This window comes from Cedecea colo, from assembly GCF_011808225.1.
GTDB lineage: Bacteria > Pseudomonadota > Gammaproteobacteria > Enterobacterales > Enterobacteriaceae > Dryocola > Dryocola colo.
Genome location: NZ_SOYS01000012.1, coordinates 79,739 through 100,214, shown reverse-complemented (window position 1 = coordinate 100,214; position 20,476 = coordinate 79,739). Strand labels below are relative to the sequence as shown.

Genomic DNA, 20,476 nt, shown 5'->3' with positions numbered 1-20,476 from the left:
CTCGCATCGTCCATGCTCTACACTTCCTGACGGAGCCAACACGAGGGAAACACATGTCCATAATAAAAAGTTACGCCGCGCCACAGGCCGGTGCAGAGCTTGAGCTTTATGAATACGACGCGGGCGAACTGCTGCCGGAGGACGTTGAGGTCAAAGTCGAATACTGCGGTATCTGCCATTCCGACCTGTCGATGATCGACAACGAATGGGGCTTCTCGCAATATCCGCTGGTGCCGGGGCACGAGGTGGTTGGCCGCGTGCATGCGCTTGGCAGCGCGGCGCAAAACAAAGGGCTGAAGGTCGGGCAGCGCGTGGGCATCGGCTGGACGGCACGTAGCTGCGGCCACTGCGATGCCTGTATCAGCGGCAGCCAGGTGAACTGTCAGGAAGGCAGCGTGCCGACCATTATCAATCGCGGCGGCTTTGCCGATAAAATTCGTGCCGACTGGCAATGGGTTATTCCGCTGCCGGAATCCATCGATATCGAATCCGCCGGCCCGCTGCTGTGCGGCGGTATCACGGTGTTTAAACCGCTGCTGATGCACCATATTACGGCCACCAGCCGCGTGGGCGTGATCGGTATTGGCGGGCTCGGGCATATCGCCATCAAGCTGCTGCACGCCATGGGCTGCGAGGTGACGGCGTTCAGCTCTAACCCTTCTAAAGAACAAGAAATTCTCAAGATGGGCGCGGATAAGGTGGTCAACAGCCGCGACCCGCAGGCGCTGACGGCGCTCGCCGGGCAGTTCGATCTCATCATTAATACCGTCAACGTCGATTTGGACTGGCTGCCGTACTTCGAGGCGCTGGCTTACGGCGGCAAGTTCCACACCGTCGGCGCGGTGATGAAGCCGTTCGCCGTTCCGGCGTTCAAGCTGATTGCCGGCGACCGTAGTATTACCGGTTCGGCTACGGGTTCCCCGCACGAGCTGCGCACGCTGATGAAGCTGGCCGGGCGTGCAAAAGTAGCGCCGCAAACCGAGCTGTATCCGATGTCGAAAATCAACGAGGCTATCCAGCACGTGCGCGACGGCAAGGCCCGTTACCGTGTGGTACTGAAAGCAGATTTTTGATGTAAAAAAGGCTCCGTTTCGGAGCCTTTACGTTTTGAGTGCCGGATGGCTTAAGGCGTCGGATGGCGCTGCGCTTATCCGACCTACGCCACAGATTTCACCAGGTCTGCAAACACCTCGGCCACGGCCACCGCGCCCGGGTCTTTTACGCCGTCCAGGTTGCCGCTGTTCACATAGGACGAGCGCCCCGCGTTGGCCTTTTGCATTTTCGCCGTTGCGTCTGCGCCTTCCTGCGCAGCTTTCGCTGCGGCTTGCAGGTCTGTATTCTTCAGTGCTTCCAACGCGGGTTGCAATGCATCGATAAGCGTTCTGTCGCCCAGATCCGCGCCGCCGTAGCGTTTCATCTGCTCAAGGCCAAAGAGTAATGCTTCCGGCAACGGCTTTTTCTCACCTACCTTTTGCCCAGCGGCGGTAAAAAAGATGGACATCAGCACGCCGCTTGAGCCGCCCATCACCGTTGCCAGCCTGTCGCCCACCAGCTCCAGCAGGGCTGCCGCATCGTTCAGCGGCAGTTCGCCCTGCTCGTTTAGCTGCGCAATATCTCGCGCTCCTTCGGCGAACGTGGAGCCGGTATCGCCGTCGCCCACTTTCGCATCCAGCGCGTTAAGGTGATTTTCCTGGCCGATAAGCGTTTTGGTCACGCTAGCCACCAGCGCTTTGACGGCAGCGTTGTCAGACGGCGTTATTTCCACTTCACGACGCAGCAAACTATGTTTTTGCATTGGCATCGCCAGGTGTTTCACCATCGGTTGCCAGCCTGCGGTTTCCACATCGGCCAGCAACGCTTTGATAAAGTTCTCATTCAGGGCAATGGCAGAGAGCGAGAAACCTTTCATATCCAGTGCGCTCACCAGCGGCGCGGGGCCGATAAGATACGCAAGCTGATCTTTAAGAGCGGAATGCGCCAGCTCTCTGGTCAGCAGCGCCATTTCCAGCGACGACACGCCGCCGAGGTTGTTGATCAGCACCGCAAGCTTTGCATTTGCGCCGGTTTTTTGACGCAGGTGTTTTACCAGCGTGGCAATAATTTCCTTGCTGTTCTGCGTATCGATGGTGCTGGCGCCCGGCTCGCCGTGAATGCCCAGCCCCAGCTCGACGTGGCCGCCTTTAATGCGCCCTTCTTCGTCAACGCTGCCCGGCAGGTTGCAGGTCTGCATCGCCACGCCCATGCTGGCCACGCTGTCGCAGGCCTGCTGCGCAATCTCTTTTACATCGCTCAGGGATTTCCCCTGTTCTGCGGCAAAGCCCGCAATTTTGTGCACCAGCGCCGTTCCGGCGATGCCACGCGGCTGTTTGTTATCCGGCAGGGAGATGTCGTCGCCGACGATCACCATCTCAACCTTCAGGCCGTGTTTTTTGGCTTTTTCCGCGGCGAGGCCGAAGTTCAGGCGATCGCCCGTGTAGTTTTTCACAATCAACAGGCAGCCGCGGTCGCCGGTTACGGCCACGATGGCGTTCAGCACCGCATCCACGCTTGGCGAGGCGAACAGGTCGCCACACACGGCGGCGGTGAGCATACCTCTTCCCACAAAACCTACGTGCGCGGGTTCGTGGCCTGAGCCACCGCCGGAAATAATCGCGACTTTGCTTTTATCCCAGTCGTTACGCACCACTACGCGGATGGCGGGATCTATCTCAAGGCGCGTCAGATTGCGGTAGCGGGAGCTGATAATAACGCCTTCTATGGCATCGTTGACCAGTTGCTGGCGGTCATTAAAGAAGAATCTGGACATAGTTTCCTGAATTTTTGTAAGTCGTATGAAAAGCATAGACTCTGTTGCGAGGCCTGCCGCAAACCTGGGAAGGTGCTAATGACGTTCTCTATGAGATTGCTATGATTATGGAAATGTCGCCCCAGGGAACCAATCATGACCGCGCCGCTGCTGATTGCCAGAACTATCGATAAAGAACGTCATTTATTGCCTGAGATGGCAAACCGCCACGGACTGATTACCGGTGCGACGGGCACCGGCAAAACGGTCACGCTGCAAAAACTGGCCGAATCCTTCTCAGCAATCGGCGTGCCGGTATTTATGGCCGATGTGAAAGGCGATTTAACCGGCGTGGCCGAAGCAGGCGCGCAGTCAGAAAAGTTGCTCGCAAGGCTTACAAAAATCGGCGTGACGGACTGGTCGCCGCACGGTAATCCGGTGGTGCTGTGGGATATCTTTGGCGAGAAGGGCCACCCGGTGCGGGCCACCGTATCAGATCTCGGGCCGCTGCTGTTTTCCCGATTATTGAACCTCAACGAGGTGCAGTCCGGCGTGCTGCAAATCATCTTCCGCATTGCTGATGACCAGGGCCTGCTGCTGCTCGATTTTAAAGATCTGCGCGCCGCCACGCAGTATATCGGCGATAACGCGAAGTCCTTCCAGAACCAGTACGGCAATATCAGCAGCGCCTCCGTGGGCACCATTCAGCGCGGGCTGTTGCAGCTTGAACAGCAGGGTGCGGAACATTTCTTTGGTGAGCCGATGCTGGATATTAAAGACTGGCTGCGCACCAGCGCCGACGGCAAAGGTATCATCAATATTCTCTCGGCGGAAAAGCTCTACCAGATGCCTAAGCTTTACGCCGCAAGCCTGCTGTGGATGCTTTCAGAAGTGTACGAACAGCTTCCGGAAGCGGGCGATCTGGATAAACCAAAGCTGGTGTTTTTCTTTGATGAGGCGCACCTGCTGTTTAACGATGCCCCGCAGGTGCTGCTGGATAAAATCGAGCAGGTGATTCGCCTTATCCGTTCCAAAGGCGTTGGGGTTTATTTCGTTTCCCAGAATCCGTCGGATGTTCCCGATACCGTTCTGGGGCAGTTGGGCAACCGCGTTCAGCACGCGTTACGCGCCTTTACGCCAAAAGATCAGAAGGCGGTGAAAACTGCCGCGCAAACCATGCGCGCTAATCCGGCGTTTGATACCGAAAAGGCGATTCAGGAGCTTGGCACCGGCGAGGCGCTGGTCTCTTTTCTTGACGAGAAAGGCAGCCCGTCTGTCGTGGAGCGTGTGATGGTAATTGCGCCCTGTTCACGCATGGGGCCGTTAACAGACGATGAGCGCAACGGCCTGCTGAATCATTCTCCGCTGTATGGCAAATACGATGAGGCAGTGGATCGCGAGTCCACCTATGAACGGCTGCAAAAAGGCGTGCAGACGGCGGGCGAACAGCAGAATGCGCCCCCGGCTAAAGGCAACGCGGTCGCGGTGGACAGCGGCATCCTTGGTGGCCTGAAAGATATTCTGTTTGGCACCACCGGGCCGCGCGGCGGCAAGAAAGACGGCGTGGTGCAGACAATGGCGAAGAGCGCAGCCCGGCAGGTGACCAGGCAGATTATTCGCGGCGTGCTGGGGAGTATTATGGGCGGTCGCAGACGTTAATTACTCTTACCCCGGCCATTCCCCTCATTTTGGTAGGGCGGAAGCACGGCGCCATCCACCAACTGCACATTGAAAGCAGGCGGATGACGCAGGCTTATTCGTCCTACGACTATATCTCCTCTTCCCGGCACACAGTTCTTTGAATCCCATCACAATCAGTCAATCTCCTTTTCCCATTGCGCCAGGATGTAGCTAAATTGTTAACTCATCCGACCACATAACTATTATAAATTTCCAGGAAGAGAATATGAGCTATCCGTCGCTGTTCGCCCCGCTTGACCTTGGCTTTACTACTCTGAAAAACCGCGTGCTGATGGGTTCCATGCATACCGGGCTTGAAGAACATCCCAACGGTGCCGAACGGCTGGCGGCGTTTTATGCCGAGCGCGCTCGTCATGGCGTGGCGCTGATTGTCACCGGCGGCATTGCCCCCTCGCCTTCCGGCGTTGGCGTGGAAAGCGGCGCGGTGCTGAACGATGAAAGCCAGCTTTCTCATCATCGGGTGGTCACCGATGCGGTGCATCTTGCAGGCGGTAAGATTGCCCTGCAAATTCTGCACACCGGGCGTTACAGCTATCAGCCCAACCCGGTTGCACCTTCGGCCATTCAGGCACCCATAAACCGCTTTAAGCCCCACGCGCTGACGCACGGCGAAATTCTGGCGCTGATTGAGGATTTTGCCCGCTGTGCGGGACTTGCAAAACAGGCCGGGTACGACGGCGTGGAAATTATGGGTTCCGAAGGCTATCTGATTAACCAGTTTCTAGCCGCCCGCACCAACCAGCGCGACGACGAATGGGGCGGTGATTACCCGCGCCGTATGCGGTTTGCCATTGAGGTTGTACGCGCCGTGCGGGAAAGAGTCGGCTCGGATTTCATCATTATCTATCGTCTTTCAATGCTCGACCTGGTCGAAGGCGGCGGCACCTTTGACGAAGCCGTGCAGCTTGCCAAAGCGGTTGAAGCAGCGGGCGCGACGCTGATTAACACCGGTATTGGCTGGCACGAGGCGCGCATTCCAACCATCGCCACGCCCGTTCCTCGCGGTGCCTTTAGCTGGGTGACGCGCAAGCTTAAAGGTCTGGTTTCGATCCCGCTGGTGACCACCAACCGTATTAACGATCCGAAAACCGCCGAAGCGATCCTCGCCAGCGGCGATGCGGATATGGTGTCAATGGCGCGGCCTTTCCTGGCGGATGCCGAGCTGGTGTCGAAGGCGCAACAGGGTCGTGAAGATGAAATTAATACCTGCATCGGCTGTAATCAGGCGTGCCTCGATCGGATTTTTATGGGCAAAGTAACTTCATGTCTGGTTAACCCGCGCGCCTGCCATGAAACTAAAATGCCGATTGTTCCGGTTCAGACCATCAAAAACCTGGCGGTTGTCGGCGCGGGCCCGGCCGGGCTGGCCTTTGCGGTGAATGCAGCGGCGCGCGGGTATCAGGTCACGCTGTTCGACGCGGCGGCAGAGATCGGCGGGCAGTTTAATATCGCCAGGCAAATTCCCGGTAAAGAAGAGTTCAATGAAACGCTGCGTTATTACCGCCGCATGCTGCGCCTGACGGGCGTTGAAATCCGCCTGAATCAATACGTCACCGCGCCGATGTTGCAGGAGTTCGACGAGGTGGTTCTCGCCTGCGGCATCGAGCCGCGTATGCCGCTTATCGACGGAATTATGCATCCTAAAGTGCTTAGCTACGTCGATGTACTGCGCGATAAAGCCCCGGTCGGCGAGCGGGTGGCGATTATCGGCGCGGGCGGGATTGGCTTTGATGCAGCGATGTATCTGAGCCAGCAAGGCGAATCCACCAGCCAGAATATCGCTGAGTTTTGCGTAGAATGGGGAATTGATACCAGCCTGCAACACGCGGGTGGCCTGCGCCCGGAGGGTGCGCATCTGACGAAAAGTCCGCGCCAGATTGTGATGCTGCAGCGTAAAACCAGTAAACCGGGTGAAGGCCTGGGTAAAACAACGGGCTGGATACATCGCACCACGCTTCTGGCGCGCGGCGTGAAAATGCTGGCAGGCGTGAGCTATGAACGCATTGATGACGAAGGGCTGCACATCACGGTTGGCGGCGAACCGCAGACTTTAGCGGTGGATAACGTGATTATCTGCGCCGGGCAGGATCCTAAGCGCGAACTGGCGGAGCCGCTGCGCGAGCTGGGGAAAACGCTGCATCTGATAGGCGGGGCGGATGTGGCGATGGAGTTGGATGCCCGGCGCGCAATCGCGCAGGGCACCCGTTTAGCACTGGAAATTTAGCGATGGCGACCCAGCTTCACGGCTTTTAACACCACGAATTTGGTGTTGGAAGCCACGGTTTCGCAGTTGCCGAAAATTTTCTTCAGCTTGCGGAAGTAGTCCAGGTGGCGGTTGGCCACGATGTACAGCGCGCCGTTGTTTACCAGGCAGCGGCGAGCGTGGTGGAACATCTCCCACGCAACCTGATCGGTCAGCGCATGCTGCTGGTGGAACGGCGGATTGCACAGAATAGTGTCGAAGCGGTAAGGCTCCACGCCGGACAGCGCGTTGTTAATCATGAACTCGCAGCGGTCAAGGTTTTCCGGCATGTTGGTTTCAACGTTCAGGCGGCTGGATGCCACCGCCATTGGCGATTCATCAACAAATACCACTTTCGCCTCCGGGTTCTGCTCCAGCAGGTGCAAACCTACCACGCCGTTACCGCAGCCCAGATCCACAATCTCACCTTGCAGGCCAGTCGGCAGATTCTCGATAAAGAAACGCGCGCCAATATCCAGGCCCGTGCGGGAGAAAACGTTCGCGTGGTTATGGATGGTCCACGGCGTGCCTGCCAGCTTCCAGCTCAGGGTTTCCGGCGCATCTTTCAGATCCGGCCTGGTAAAGGTGCCGTTAATCAGGCGCGCTTTTTTCCAGGCCAGCGTAGTGGTGGTTGGCCCGAGGATTTTCTCGAACAGTTCCAGCGTGGAGTTATGAATATCACGAGCTTTGGCGCCAGCGATAATACGCGTTTCAGGCGTCACCACTTTACGCAGGGCGCGCAGCTGCTGCTCCAGCAGCGCCAGCGTTTTAGGGATCTTGATCAGCACGATAGCCGGTGCGTCCGGGTATTTCGCCGTACTGTCCACGAAGGTAACGCTGGATTCAGGGATCTCGTTATTGCTCAGGTTCTGACGGGTTGCCAGCTCGCTAAGATAAGAGTCGCTGATGCTGTAAGGTTGGTGTTCGGCCAGCACGCAGGCAAGCGCACCGAAAGTATCGTTAAAAATCAGGACCGGGCCGCTGATTTCGGTGTCGTCCAGCTGTTGCAGCAGATAATCATCCGCCGCTTCCCACGCCTGCAGCGGGTTGACGTCGTCCGTTTCCGGGAAACGTTTTAGTGTCAGTGAACGGAAACCGTTGTCTGATTGGCTCATCGGCCCTCCTGGATGGTAAAATTTTTGCGTTATCCCCGAACGGGGGGCGTGAGTATACCTTTTTTCCTTCTCAAGAGCGTATGAATGAGCGAACTGATTTACTTAAACGGCTATCCCGAGCATTTGCTCTCCCAGGTTCGTACGCTGATTGCCGAACAGCGCCTTGGCGAAGTGCTGCAAAAACGTTATCCCGATGCCCATAACGTCGCGACGGATAAAGCGCTTTACGCCTACACGCAGGATCTGAAAAGTCAGTATCTGCGCAACGCGCCGCCCGTTAACAAAGTAGCTTATGACAATAAAATTCACGTGCTGAATAACGCGCTGGGGCTGCATACGGCGATTTCCCGCGTGCAGGGCGGCAAGCTCAAGGCAAAAGCAGAGATTCGCGTGGCGACAGTTTTCAAATCCGCGCCCGAAGCCTTTCTGCGCATGATCGTGGTGCATGAGCTGGCCCACCTGAAAGAGAAAGATCACAACAAGGCGTTTTATTCGCTGTGCTGCCATATGGAACCGCAGTATCACCAGCTCGAATTTGATACGCGTCTGTGGCTGACGCAGCTGGCGTTAAAAGGATCGGCATAACACAATGGTGGATGGCGCTTGCGCTTATCCATCCTGATTTGCATAAATGTAGGACGGGTAAGCAGTGCGCCACCCGCCAGCTAAAACGGAGAGATGACCGTCTATGATACGTATTGCTGTGGTTGGAACTAACTGGATCACCCGTCAGTTCGTCGATGCCGCCCACGAAAGCGGCCGCTTTAAACTCACCGCGATCTATTCCCGCACCCTTGAGCAGGCGCAGACCTTTGCCAACGATTATCCGGTTGAGCATCTGTTTACCGATCTTGACGCGATGGCAAAGAGCGAGGCGATTGACGCGGTTTATATCGCCAGTCCGAACGCCCTGCATGCGCCGCAAAGCCTGCTGTTTTTGCGTCATAAGAAGCATGTAATTTGCGAGAAGCCGCTTGCTTCTAATATTCGTGAAGTGGAGGCCGCCATCGCCTGCGCGCGCGAAAACCAGGTGGTACTGTTCGAAGCGTTTAAAACCGCGAGCCTGCCGAATTTTATCGCTCTGCAACAGGCGCTGCCGAAGGTCGGCAAGATCCGCAAGGTGCTGCTCAACTACTGCCAGTATTCCTCACGCTATCAGCGCTATCTGGACGGTGAAAACCCAAATACCTTTAATCCGGCCTGGTCCAACGGCTCAATTATGGATATCGGTTTCTATACCCTGGCGTCAGCCGTGGCGCTGTGGGGCCAGCCGCATTCTGTACATGCCACGGCCAGCCTGCTGGAAAGCGGTGTGGATGCCCACGGTTCCGTGCAGATGAACTACGGCGATTTCGACGTAAATCTGCTGCACTCGAAAGTAAGTGATTCGGTGATTCCAAGCGAGATCCAGGGCGAAGCGGGTAGTTTAGTTATTGAGAAGATTTCTGAATGCCAGCGCATCACCTTTGTGCCGCGCGGCGGCAAGCCGCAGGATCTCTCCCTGCCGCAGCATATCAATACCATGCTGTATGAAGCCGAAACCTTTGCTCGCCTGGTGGCGGACAACGAGGTGAATCATCCGGGGCTGGTCACGTCGCGCATTACCTCTGCGTTAGCCACAGAAATCCGTGCGCAAACCGGGGTGAAATTCCCGGCGGATGACGTTCCTGCGTCCCTCACGGCGTAAAGCTGTGTAAGGGTATCTGGCAGAGCATTGACGGCATATATGTCTCGTAATATTTTGTTACGCGCAAAGGGGAGTAACTTCGTTGCCGGTTAATCGTCATTACGGTGCTCAGCACCCGGTTACCGGGCAATGGGAATGGTTTTTTACTTAAAAACGATTCCGCGTTGTAAGTGAGACCTTGCCGGAAGGCGAGATCCCTGTTGCAAGCGAAAGCGGCTGGCGTCTTCCGACGTTGGCCGTTTTTGTTTTCAAGGAATCTCTTATGAATAGTGTTGGCACGCCGTTACTGTGGGGCGGTTTTGCCGTTGTCGTTGTCATCATGCTGGCAATCGACCTCCTGCTTCAGGGCCGTAAAGGCTCGCATACCATGTCTATGAAGCAGGCCGCCGCTTGGTCCATGGTGTGGGTTACGCTCTCCCTGCTGTTTAACGCCGCTTTCTGGTGGTATCTCACCGGTACTTCCGGGCGCGAAGTGGCGGATATCCAGGCTCTCGCCTTCCTCACCGGTTATTTGATTGAAAAAGCGCTGGCGGTAGATAACGTCTTCGTCTGGCTGATGCTGTTTAGCTATTTCTCCGTTCCCGCTGCCTTGCAGCGCCGCGTGCTGATCTACGGCGTGCTGGGCGCGATTGCGCTGCGTACGGTGATGATCTTCGCAGGTAGCTGGCTTATCACGCAGTTTGAGTGGTTGCTCTACGTGTTCGGCGCGTTCCTGCTGTTCACCGGCATCAAAATGGCGCTGGCGAAAGAAGACGAAGGCGGTATTGGCGACAAACCGCTGGTGCGCTGGCTGCGTGGTCATCTGCGTATGACGGACAAAATCGAAGGCGAGCATTTTTTCGTGCGCAAAAATGGCCTGCTATTCGCCACCCCGCTGCTGCTGGTGCTGATTCTGGTTGAGCTGAGCGATGTGATTTTTGCGGTGGACAGCATCCCGGCGATCTTCGCGGTCACTACCGACCCGTTTATCGTGCTGACGTCTAACCTGTTCGCGATCCTCGGCCTGCGCGCCATGTATTTCCTGCTGGCCGGTGTGGCAGAACGCTTCTCGATGCTGAAGTATGGCCTGTCGGTTATCCTGGTGTTTATCGGCGTGAAGATGTTAATTGTCGATTTCTGGCATATCCCGATTGCGATTTCTTTGGGCGTGGTGGGCGGTATTCTGGCGCTGACGCTGGTAATTAATGCTGTAGTAAACGCGCGTAACGATCGCAAGAAACTGTCGGAATAATCCCTGCCCCTTGACCTCTCTCCTTCAGGGAGAGAGGTCTGTCTGAGCGCGATCTGTCGACAATGTCACAATATTGTTAACAAACAGTTATAAAACCTGGATAGACGCTAAATATTTAGTCATTAACGCTTCCTGCTGCGCCACTTTTCCTTATACTCGACCGGGCAAACACATTTTTTTACATCCGCTCACTGAAGTGCCCCAGAGTACCGCGGCGGAATGAGAAGACACACTACAGGAAGGTATTACATGGCAACACAATCTCCGGGACTGTTTAAGCGCCTGGCGCAGGGCAGTCTGGTCAAACAGATTCTGGTTGGTCTGGTGCTCGGCATTGCGCTGGCGCTGGTTTCAAAACCTACCGCTATTGCGACAGGCTTGTTAGGTACGCTGTTCGTTGGCGCCCTGAAGGCCGTCGCGCCGGTGCTGGTTCTGATGCTGGTGATGGCGTCTATCGCCAACCATCAGCACGGACAAAAAACCAGTATTCGCCCTATTTTGTTCCTTTATCTGCTGGGAACCTTTGCTGCGGCGCTGACTGCCGTCGTCGTCAGCTTTATTTTTCCTTCCTCGCTGCATCTCGTCGCTGGCGCAACGGATATCACCCCGCCTTCCGGCATCGTTGAAGTTCTGCGCGGCCTGCTGATGAGCATGGTTTCCAATCCGATTGATGCGCTGTTAAACGCTAACTATATCGGTATTCTGGTGTGGGCTGTGGGTCTGGGCTTCGCCCTGCGTCACGGGAATGAAACCACCAAAAACCTGATTAACGACTTTTCTGGTGCAGTGACCTTCCTTGTCAGGGTGGTGATTCGCTTTGCGCCGATCGGTATCTTCGGGCTGGTTGCTTCAACCCTCGCTACCACCGGGTTTGAAACGCTGTGGAGCTATGCACAGCTGCTGCTGGTGCTCGTTGGCTGTATGCTGGGCGTCGCGCTAATCGTCAACCCGCTGCTGGTGTGGTACAAAATCCGCCGCAACCCGTACCCTCTGGTGTTTACCTGCCTGCGTGAAAGCGGCGTTTACGCCTTCTTTACCCGCAGCTCCGCCGCTAACATTCCAGTCAACATGACCCTGTGTGAAAAGCTGAACCTGGACCGCGATACCTATTCGGTATCCATTCCACTTGGCGCCACCATCAACATGGCGGGCGCGGCTATTACCGTCACCGTGCTGACGCTGGCGGCTGTTCATACTCTGGGCATAGCGGTAGACCTGCCGACAGCATTATTGCTGAGCGTCGTGGCCTCGCTGTGCGCCTGTGGTGCTTCGGGCGTGGCGGGCGGTTCGTTACTGCTGATCCCACTGGCGTGCGGCATGTTCGGTATTCCTAACGAGATTGCCATGCAGGTCGTAGCGGTTGGCTTTATCATCGGCGTGTTGCAGGATTCCTGCGAAACCGCGCTTAACTCCTCTACCGATGTGCTGTTCACCGCAGCCGCATGTCAGGCAGAAGATGCGCGTCTGGCGAGCAAAGCGCCTTTACGCGGTTAATCTTTATTTCTCCCCGTCGGTCGCGGCGGGGAGTTATTCCTGGCCCTGCACTTTCTCTTCCACGCTAAACGGGTCAATGCCTCGCCTCTGCATCCTCCAGAACCGTATAATATTCAGGCCGTTCATCACCAGAAAACTGCCTTCTATTAGCGTTCCGCCGATCGATCCTAACCAGAAATTATGCGTCACCCAACAGGCAGTGGAACACCACATAACACAGCGAGTTGTCAGCCCTTTGCAGCGAAACAGCGCCCAGGTGCTGGCCACTGTGCCAATAATCGGCAGCAGTTCAATAAGATGGTTAATTTTCATCAGCCCAAGGCCAAGCGTCAGCGCGATAAAAATCGTCATTATCCACAGGCTGCGGGTACGTAAAGAGATGACGGTGCGAATAGCATTGAGCTCAGCGCTCATGCCTGCAGGCGTTGCGCCCATCAGAAAGAAGTGCAGGCCAATAATAGCGCTGTAGCCCGCGAGTTGAAGCTTGAAACGCCGCTCATCGCGGTTAATAAAAGTGGTTATCCCGACCAGGAAAGCGAGTACGCCGACGCCCTGGGCAATCCAATATGCGCTCATGCCATGTCCTTACCAGCCTCAGGGCTGCGGAGGAGAGATAAGCGGCAGCGTCACCCACCAAAAACTGGCGGGTGACGCGTTGCTTACCTGCTCTACAGAGCAACTTACAACGTCACGCCACTTTTGAAGATGGCGAGTTCACGGAAGTCATTACGTTCGTTGCAGCTCTTTTTGCCGTTAGCAATATCAACGATGGCATCGATAAACCGGGTTAACAGCGTTGGCATATCGCTCCCATGAAGCAATTGCCCGGCGTCAAAATCTATCCAGTGCGGTTTCTTTGCCGCCAGCTCGCTGTTAGTGGCGATTTTCACCGTTGGCACAAAACCGCCGTAAGGCGTGCCTCGTCCGGTGCTGAACAGCACCATATGGCAGCCTGCGCCCGCTAGCGCGCTGGTCGCTACCGCGTCGTTACCCGGGGCGCTTAGCAGATTCAGTCCTGGCGTTTTTAAACGCTCACCGTAGCGCAGCACGTCCACCACCTTGCTTTCTCCGGCTTTTTGCGTGCAGCCAAGTGATTTTTCTTCAAGGGTGGTAATTCCCCCTGCCTTGTTGCCGGGCGATGGGTTTTCATAAATAGGCTGATTGTGCGCGATAAAATACTGTTTGAAGTCGTTTACCATCGTCACGGTTTTTTCAAACGTTGCTTCGTCGCGGCAGTGGCTCATCAGAATGCGTTCCGCGCCGAACATTTCCGGCACTTCCGTCAGCACGGTTGTCCCGCCGTTTGCCACCATATAATCAGAGAAACGCCCGAGCATAGGGTTGGCGGTGATTCCGGACAGCCCGTCTGAACCGCCGCACTCCAGGCCGAATTTCAGCTCGCTGAGTTTGCCCGCCTCGCGTTTGTCGTGGCGCATTGCTTCATAAAGCTGCTGTAGCTGTTCCAGCCCCGCTTCCACTTCGTCGTCCTGCTGCTGGCAGATCATAAAGTGGACACGCTGCGGGTCGTAGTCGCCAAGCGTTTCGCGGAAGGCGTCAACCTGGTTGTTCTCACAGCCCAGGCCAATCACCAGCACCGCCCCCGCATTCGGGTGATGCACCATGTTTTGCAGCATGGTGCGGGTATTGATGTGGTCTTCGCCCAGCTGCGAGCAGCCGAACGGGTGGCCGAACAAAAAGACGCCGTCGATATCTTCCGCGTCGTTGTTCTGCTTCAGGAAACGATTCTGGATCTGCCGTGCTATACCGTTCACGCAGCCTACGGTCGGCAGGATCCACAGTTCGTTGCGCACGCCAACCGCGCCGTTGCTGCGGCGATAGATATTCACGTCACGATCCGCAGCCTGCGCTGCCAGCGTCTGGAAATCGGGTTGATAGCGATACTCGTCCAGATCGCTCAGATTGGTACGCGCATTGTGCGAGTGAATGTGTTCACCCGCTTCAATCGCCGCCAAAGCATGGCCAATCGGCAGGCCATACTTGATGACGTTTTCGCCCTGAGCAATCGCGCCCAGAGCGAATTTGTGGCCACGCGCGACCGGCTGGCGCAGGGTAACCTCTGCGCCTTCAACGGCCACAACTTCGCCTTCAGCCAGGTCCACTAACGCGACGGCGACGTTATCCTGCGAATGGATCTTAATATATTGCATATCACCCTCAGTGCCTGATTAGTTCAGTTCAATGCCGAAGTAATCACGGGCATTGTTAAAGCAGATGTTTTTCACCATTTCGCCAAGCAGGTTAATGTCGGCTGGCGCCTCACCCGCGCTAACCCAGCGGCCAATCATCTGGCACAGGATACGGCGGAAATATTCATGACGGGTGTAGGAAAGGAAGCTGCGGCTGTCGGTCAGCATGCCGACGAAACGGCTCAGCAGCCCCAGCTGCGCAAGCTGCGTCATCTGGCGTTCCATGCCGTCTTTCTGATCGTTAAACCACCAGCCGGAACCAAACTGCATTTTTCCCGGCATTCCTTCGCCCTGGAAGTTGCCGACCATGGTGCCGATCACTTCGTTATCACGCGGGTTCAGGCAGTAAAGAATGGTTTTGGGCAGTTCGTTGCTTTCGTTCTGCTTGCTGAGCAGGCGGGACAGCTCAACGGCCAGCGGACGATCGTTGATGGAGTCGAAACCCACGTCCGCACCCAGCAGTTTGAACTGGCGCAGGTTGTTGTTGCGCAGCGCGCCGATGTGGTACTGCTGCACCCAGCCGCGACGGCTGTATTCCGCCCCCAGCCAGACCAGCACGGCCGTTTTAAACTGCGCCACTTCATGTTCGCTTAACGCATTGCCGGACAGACGGCTCGCCAGAATGCCATCAAGCGTGGCTTCATCCGCTTCGGCAAACAGCACCACATCCAGCGCGTGGTCCGATACCTTGCAGCCATGAGCGGCGAAGTGGTCGAGACGTTTGCTCAGCGCGGCTTGCAGATCGCTGAAACGACGGATATTGGTATCAGAGACTTCAGCCAGTTTACTCATGTAGTCGGCAAAAGTCGGCTGTTCGATATTGAAGGCTTTGTCCGGGCGCCAGCTTGGCAGCACTTTGATAGCAAAACCGTCTTCTGCAACCTGGCGGTGATAGCGCAGATCGTCAACGGGATCGTCGGTAGTGCCCACCATTTTCACGTTCATCTGTTTCATGATGCCGCGGGCGGTGAAATCGTCCTGCGCCAGCAGATCGTTGCACTGGCTCCAGATTTCATCGGCGGTCGCAGGAGAAAGCAGCTTGCCGGTAATGCCAAAAGGACGGCGCAATTCCAGGTGCGTCCAGTGATAGAGCGGGTTGCCGATGGTATGCGGCACGGTCGCAGCCCAGGCGTCGAACTTTTCGCGATCGCTCGCATCGCCGGTACACAGGCGCTCTGCCACCCCGTTAGTGCGCATCGCGCGCCACTTGTAGTGATCGCCTTTTAACCAGATGTCATACAGGTTTTTAAAGCGGTAATTTTCCGCGACCTGCTGCGGCGGTAGATGGCAGTGGTAGTCAAAAATCGGCTCGTCCTTAGCATATTCATGGAACAGACGGCGGGCGAATTCGGTATCAAGAAGAAAATCTTCAGTCATAAACTGGTTCATGGATGTGCTTCCTCTGTACGTATCGGTTCGATGCTTGCGCATAATGTGGATAAAGTTATCACACCAATTTACGCGGACCGAATGGATTTTTGGGGTGTGCATCACAAAAACCTCACAATTATTGACAATATTTTGGCTAAAAAACGCCCCGGACCCGCGCCATTACTGGTCCCGAAGCCGCTACTTCCATGGAGGGAGCTGAAAAACGCTTTTGTGATGTCACTCAACTTTTAAAGCTGTATGACAAGTTATCTTGCTGCCGTCGCACTATCTCTGACTACGGACAGCTTCAGGCGCTGGCATACCGAACAGCGCACAACGGTACGGACGCCGGATTTGCCGAAGGCACTTTTTCAAATGGCAATATACGGGTCTTATCGGGTATCACCCCGGCATGAACCCCACCAATAACTAACGCTCAGGCACAGCCTGACACCTACGGCCACGTTTGCGTGGTTGTTTATAAGACGGGATGAGGTTAGAAATGCGAAAGATTAAAGGCTTACGCTGGTACATGATTGCGTTAGTAACGCTGGGCACCGTGCTGGGCTATCTAACTCGTAATACCGTGGCCGCCGCCGCACCGACGCTGATGCAGGAGTTGCACATCTCCACTCAGCAATATTCTTATATTATCGCGGCCTATTCGGCCTGCTATACCATCATGCAGCCTGTTGCGGGCTATATCCTTGATATTCTTGGTACAAAAATCGGTTACGCCTTCTTCGCTATCGCCTGGGCCATATTCTGTGGCGCAACGGCGCTGGCGGGAAGCTGGGGCGGGTTGGCCGTGGCGCGTGGCGCAGTCGGCGCCGCAGAAGCCGCGATGATCCCAGCCGGCCTGAAAGCCAGCAGCGAATGGTTCCCGGCAAAAGAACGTTCTATTGCGGTAGGCTATTTTAACGTCGGTTCTTCTATCGGCGCGATGGTCGCTCCACCGCTGGTCGTGTGGGCAATTCTGATGCATAGCTGGCAGATGGCCTTTGTGATTTCCGGCGTGCTGAGCTTTGCCTGGGCGATGGCCTGGCTGTTCTTTTACAAGCATCCTCGCGATCAGAAAAAATTAACCGAAGATGAACGCGCGTACATCATTGATGGCCAGGAAGCCCATCACCAGGTCAACAACAGCAAAAAAATGTCAGCCTGGCAGATCGTGCAGAACCGCCAGTTCTGGGGCATCGCCCTGCCGCGTTTCCTGGCAGAACCGGCCTGGGGTACGTTCAACGCCTGGATCCCGCTGTTTATGTTTAAAGTCTATGGCTTTGACTTAAAACATATTGCGATGTTCGCCTGGATGCCGATGCTGTTCGCCGACCTCGGCTGTATCCTTGGCGGCTATCTTCCTCCTCTGTTCCAGCGCTGGTTTGGCGTGAACCTGATTGTTTCCCGCAAAATGGTAGTGACCATGGGCGCGGTACTGATGATTGGGCCAGGAACTATCGGTTTGTTTACCAGCCCTTACGCAGCGATTGCCCTGCTGTGCGTCGGCGGCTTCGCTCACCAGGCGCTTTCCGGCGCGCTGATTACCCTTTCTTCAGACGTATTTGGTCGTAACGAAGTCGCAACCGCCAACGGCCTGACCGGTATGGCTGCATGGACGGCAAGTACTCTGTTTGCTCTGGTGGTGGGCGCGCTGGCGGATACCCTTGGCTTTAGTCCGCTGTTCGCAGCGCTTGCCGTGTTTGACCTGCTCGGCGCCGCTGTTATCTGGACCGTGCTGAAGAACCAACCGATTAACGAGCTGACGAATACAAACAGGGCTGGCCCGGCTGTCACCCAGCCTTAATTCTGCCCTTCTTCATCAAGCCGCCTTTATGGCGGCTTTTTCCATTTCTGGCCCTCTCTGCGCGGTGGAGCGAAGGTGAGAAAAGTGGTATAACAAATCATCTCGCCTCGCCGTATCTCCGGAGCCGTTTATGGAAGTCATGGAACCTCGTCGCCTTTATCAACAGTTGGCCGCCGAGCTAAAACATCGCATTGAAAGTGGCTTATACCAGCCGGGTGATAAACTTCCGGCGGAGCGCTTTATTGCTGAAGAGAAAAACGTCAGCCGCACCGTGGTGCGCGAAGCGATTATCATGCTGGAAGTGGAAGGCTATGTGGAGGTGCGTAAAGGCTCGGGCATTCACGTTATTTCCAGTCAGGCAAAACACACCCATATAGCCGATGAACGCTTCGAATTCGCAAGCTTTGGTCCCTTCGAGCTGCTACAGGCGCGCCAGCTTATTGAGAGCAATATCGCCGAGTTCGCGGCGACCCAGGTTACCAAGCAGGATATTGTTAAGCTAATGGAAATTCAGGAAATGGCGCGTAATGAGCAGAGTTTCCGTGATTCTGCATGGGATCTTAATTTTCATATTCAGGTAGCCCTTGCTACGCAGAACAGCGCGCTGGCGGCAATCGTTGAGAAAATGTGGAGCCAGCGTATTCACAACCCCTACTGGCAAAAACTTCACGAACATATCGATAAGCGCACGGTAGACAACTGGTGCGATGATCATGACAACATCCTTAAGGCGTTGATCCGTAAAGATCCGCACGCAGCAAAACTCGCTATGTGGCAGCATCTTGAAAATACCAAGCAGATGTTATTTAACGCAACCAGCGATGACTTTGAATTCAACGCCGACCGTTATCTGTTTGCCGAAAATCCCGTTGTTCATCTTGATACCGCGGCAAACGGTCAAAAATAGTCCTTTCTTCGTTCGAGGGTAAGCAAACCAACCAATAGTGTCAGCGTTTGTAAATACCCTCGCCAGCCCCGCCCCCGGTAAGCAAAATCAAAGCGCAACAGAGCATAAATACTGTGACGCATTACGCATGGCTTTGTTACAATTAGACGTAATTCCACTGTCGGTGCAGGCTCGCTTATCCTTCACCGGCCTGTATCACCTTCACAGGGAACGTTGGCGATACGCTTTCATCAGGCTGTGGGCGCGGACGGCTTAATAAAAATTCTGACGATGCCGTTAAACTTCTCCGACCCGATTTAAACCGGCGACCTTAATCGATGTGCCAGGAACACTGAATGGAACTTTTGACGCAACTGCTTAACGCTCTTTGGAGCCAGGATTTTGAAACGCTCGCAAATCCTGGGATGATTGGCATGCTCTATTTTGTCTTGTTCATGATTCTCTTTCTGGAAAATGGATTACTTCCAGCCGCTTTTCTGCCGGGTGACAGTCTTTTAGTGTTAGTTGGCGTGCTGATTGCTAAAGGCGCGATGGGTTTTCCGGAAACCATTATTTTACTGACGGCCGCAGCAAGCCTGGGTTGTTGGCTCAGCTATATTCAAGGGCGCTGGCTTGGAAACACGCGCATCGTGCAGAACTGGCTTTCGCACCTTCCCGCCCATTACCACCAACGCGCGCATAATCTTTTTCATAAACATGGGCTGTCCGCGCTGCTAATCGGCAGATTTATTGCTTTTGTTCGCACCCTGTTACCAACTATTGCCGGTATCTCTGGTCTGAATAACGCGCGCTTTCAGTTTTTCAACTGGATAAGCGCCCTGCTGTGGGTAGCGATCCTCACCACGCTGGGATATTTACTCGGCAAAACGCCGGTGTTCCTGAAATATGAAGATGCCTTGATGTCCTGCCTGATGCTGCTGCCCGTTGTGCTGCTGGTGTTTGGCCTGATCGGTTCGTTAATTGTGCTTTGGCGTAAGAAATACGGTAACCGCGGCTAGAGGAATAACAATGAAAATAGAATTTACGCGTCGTCTGCAGGTGGCCGCGCTGTTCGTCTGCCTTGCTGCAAGCGCATGTCTTGTGTGGTCCGGTATGCAACGAACGGAGTCCACCCTGCAAATCCGCGCCAGCCGGCAGGGCATTAGCATGCCTGATGGTTTTTTTGTCTGGCATCATCTGGACGCCAACGGCATTCGCTTTAACAGCATTACGCCGGAAAACGACTCGTTATTGATTAAATTTGATTCCAGCGCGCAGAGTGAAGCCGCCAAAGCGGTGCTCTATAAAACGCTGCCGCATGGCTACGTTATCGCGCAGCACGATGACGATAACAGCGCCCGCACCTGGCTGTCGCGCCTGCGTAACCACGGCGATCGCATCGGCTAAGCCCTCTTCAGAATTCTTAATTTGTTAATCCGGGATTGGGTTTTTACCCAATTTCTGACTATGCTTGAATTTGCGTTAAGCGTCAGAAATCAGCGTCTTTATCAGCATTACTGGACTATGAGCGTCAGGCTTTACGGCCATTACGCTCGATCACAATGGAAGGTCACTATCATGAATTACCGTACCGTACTGGCTATCGCTCTGTTGTCACTCACTTCCGCCACGCAGGCTGCCTCGTTGTGCAGCGAGAAAGAGGCGGATATACAACGTGAAATAGGCTATGCGGAAAAGCATCATAATCAGCACCGTATCGACGGTCTGAACAAAGCGCTCAAAGAGCTGCGCGCTAACTGTAGCGACAGCGGATTGCGCGCTGAGCATCAGAAGAAAATCAACAAACAAAAAGAAGAGATCGCCGAACGTAAAGCGGATCTTCAGAAAGCGCGTCAGAAAGGTGACCCGGACAAAATTAGCAAGCGGGAACAAAAGTTATCTGCAGCAGAACACGAGCTGAAAACGTTAGAAGCGCGTGATTACTAAAGCTTA

17 protein-coding genes are annotated in these 20,476 nt (G+C 55.1%); 12 read left to right on the top strand and 5 right to left on the bottom strand.

Features of this window, described 5'->3' with window-relative positions:
• Positions 1-53 precede the first annotated feature (53 nt).
• Complete coding sequence (ahr, locus tag E2L00_RS19550) at positions 54-1,073, top strand: NADPH-dependent aldehyde reductase Ahr (RefSeq protein WP_167614615.1); 1,020 nt, start codon at positions 54-56, stop codon at positions 1,071-1,073.
• An 83-nt stretch (positions 1,074-1,156) separates the two neighbouring features.
• On the opposite strand, the gene E2L00_RS19545 is transcribed toward ahr, so the two are convergent.
• Positions 1,157-2,806 (bottom strand): dihydroxyacetone kinase subunit DhaK, encoded by a 1,650-nt coding sequence (locus tag E2L00_RS19545; RefSeq protein WP_167614614.1) that lies wholly within the window; start codon positions 2,804-2,806, stop codon positions 1,157-1,159.
• Positions 2,807-2,941: 135 nt separating this feature from the next.
• On the opposite strand from E2L00_RS19545, the gene E2L00_RS19540 reads away from it, so the two are divergent.
• Positions 2,942-4,444 (top strand): helicase HerA-like C-terminal domain-containing protein, encoded by a 1,503-nt coding sequence (locus tag E2L00_RS19540; RefSeq protein ID WP_167614613.1) that lies wholly within the window; start codon positions 2,942-2,944, stop codon positions 4,442-4,444.
• A 247-nt stretch (positions 4,445-4,691) separates the two neighbouring features.
• Complete coding sequence (locus E2L00_RS19535; RefSeq protein WP_167614612.1) at positions 4,692-6,710, top strand: NADPH-dependent 2,4-dienoyl-CoA reductase; 2,019 nt, start codon at positions 4,692-4,694, stop codon at positions 6,708-6,710.
• Here E2L00_RS19535 and rlmG read toward each other — a convergent pair.
• On the bottom strand, positions 6,707-7,843 hold the full coding sequence (gene rlmG / locus E2L00_RS19530) for a 23S rRNA (guanine(1835)-N(2))-methyltransferase RlmG (protein ID WP_167614611.1): 1,137 nt from the start codon (positions 7,841-7,843) through the stop codon (positions 6,707-6,709). The genes E2L00_RS19535 and rlmG overlap by 4 nt on opposite strands.
• Before the next feature lie 84 nt (positions 7,844-7,927).
• Between rlmG and E2L00_RS19525 the strand changes: the two genes are divergently transcribed.
• The 4 genes from E2L00_RS19525 (at position 7,928) to sstT (ending at position 12,255) form a co-directional block, all read left to right on the top strand.
• On the top strand, positions 7,928-8,428 hold the full coding sequence (locus E2L00_RS19525; RefSeq protein WP_167614610.1) for a M48 metallopeptidase family protein: 501 nt from the start codon (positions 7,928-7,930) through the stop codon (positions 8,426-8,428).
• Positions 8,429-8,531: 103 nt separating this feature from the next.
• On the top strand, positions 8,532-9,530 hold the full coding sequence (locus E2L00_RS19520) for a Gfo/Idh/MocA family protein (protein ID WP_167614609.1): 999 nt from the start codon (positions 8,532-8,534) through the stop codon (positions 9,528-9,530).
• A 262-nt stretch (positions 9,531-9,792) separates the two neighbouring features.
• Entirely contained in the window at positions 9,793-10,761 is a 969-nt protein-coding gene (locus E2L00_RS19515; RefSeq protein ID WP_167614608.1) for a TerC family protein, read from the top strand.
• A gap of 249 nt (positions 10,762-11,010) precedes the next feature.
• Positions 11,011-12,255, top strand: a complete 1,245-nt coding sequence (gene sstT, locus E2L00_RS19510; protein WP_167614607.1) for a serine/threonine transporter SstT — start codon at positions 11,011-11,013, stop codon at positions 12,253-12,255.
• Between the two features lie 33 nt (positions 12,256-12,288).
• On the opposite strand, the gene E2L00_RS19505 is transcribed toward sstT, so the two are convergent.
• From E2L00_RS19505 to uxaC, 3 genes are all read right to left on the bottom strand, one after another.
• A complete protein-coding gene (locus E2L00_RS19505; RefSeq protein ID WP_167614606.1) occupies positions 12,289-12,831 on the bottom strand; it encodes a YgjV family protein in 543 nt (180 codons plus the stop codon).
• Between the two features lie 104 nt (positions 12,832-12,935).
• On the bottom strand, positions 12,936-14,423 hold the full coding sequence (locus E2L00_RS19500) for a UxaA family hydrolase (RefSeq protein ID WP_167614605.1): 1,488 nt from the start codon (positions 14,421-14,423) through the stop codon (positions 12,936-12,938).
• A gap of 18 nt (positions 14,424-14,441) precedes the next feature.
• Positions 14,442-15,851: a glucuronate isomerase gene (gene uxaC / locus E2L00_RS19495; protein WP_167614604.1), complete on the bottom strand. Its 1,410-nt coding sequence runs from the start codon at positions 15,849-15,851 to the stop codon at positions 14,442-14,444.
• A gap of 484 nt (positions 15,852-16,335) precedes the next feature.
• Between uxaC and E2L00_RS19490 the strand changes: the two genes are divergently transcribed.
• The 5 genes from E2L00_RS19490 (at position 16,336) to E2L00_RS19470 (ending at position 20,470) form a co-directional block, all read left to right on the top strand.
• Positions 16,336-17,637: an MFS transporter gene (locus E2L00_RS19490; RefSeq protein ID WP_167614603.1), complete on the top strand. Its 1,302-nt coding sequence runs from the start codon at positions 16,336-16,338 to the stop codon at positions 17,635-17,637.
• Positions 17,638-17,767: 130 nt separating this feature from the next.
• Positions 17,768-18,544 carry a transcriptional regulator ExuR gene (gene exuR / locus E2L00_RS19485; protein ID WP_167614602.1) on the top strand — a complete coding sequence of 259 codons (777 nt, stop codon included), beginning with the start codon at positions 17,768-17,770 and terminating at the stop codon, positions 18,542-18,544.
• 335 nt (positions 18,545-18,879) lie between these two features.
• On the top strand, positions 18,880-19,542 hold the full coding sequence (gene yqjA, locus E2L00_RS19480) for a DedA family general envelope maintenance protein YqjA (protein WP_167614601.1): 663 nt from the start codon (positions 18,880-18,882) through the stop codon (positions 19,540-19,542).
• A gap of 10 nt (positions 19,543-19,552) precedes the next feature.
• On the top strand, positions 19,553-19,930 hold the full coding sequence (mzrA, locus tag E2L00_RS19475) for an EnvZ/OmpR regulon moderator MzrA (RefSeq protein WP_167614600.1): 378 nt from the start codon (positions 19,553-19,555) through the stop codon (positions 19,928-19,930).
• A gap of 171 nt (positions 19,931-20,101) precedes the next feature.
• Positions 20,102-20,470, top strand: a complete 369-nt coding sequence (locus E2L00_RS19470; protein WP_167614599.1) for a DUF1090 domain-containing protein — start codon at positions 20,102-20,104, stop codon at positions 20,468-20,470.
• The last annotated feature ends 6 nt before the right edge of the window (positions 20,471-20,476 follow it).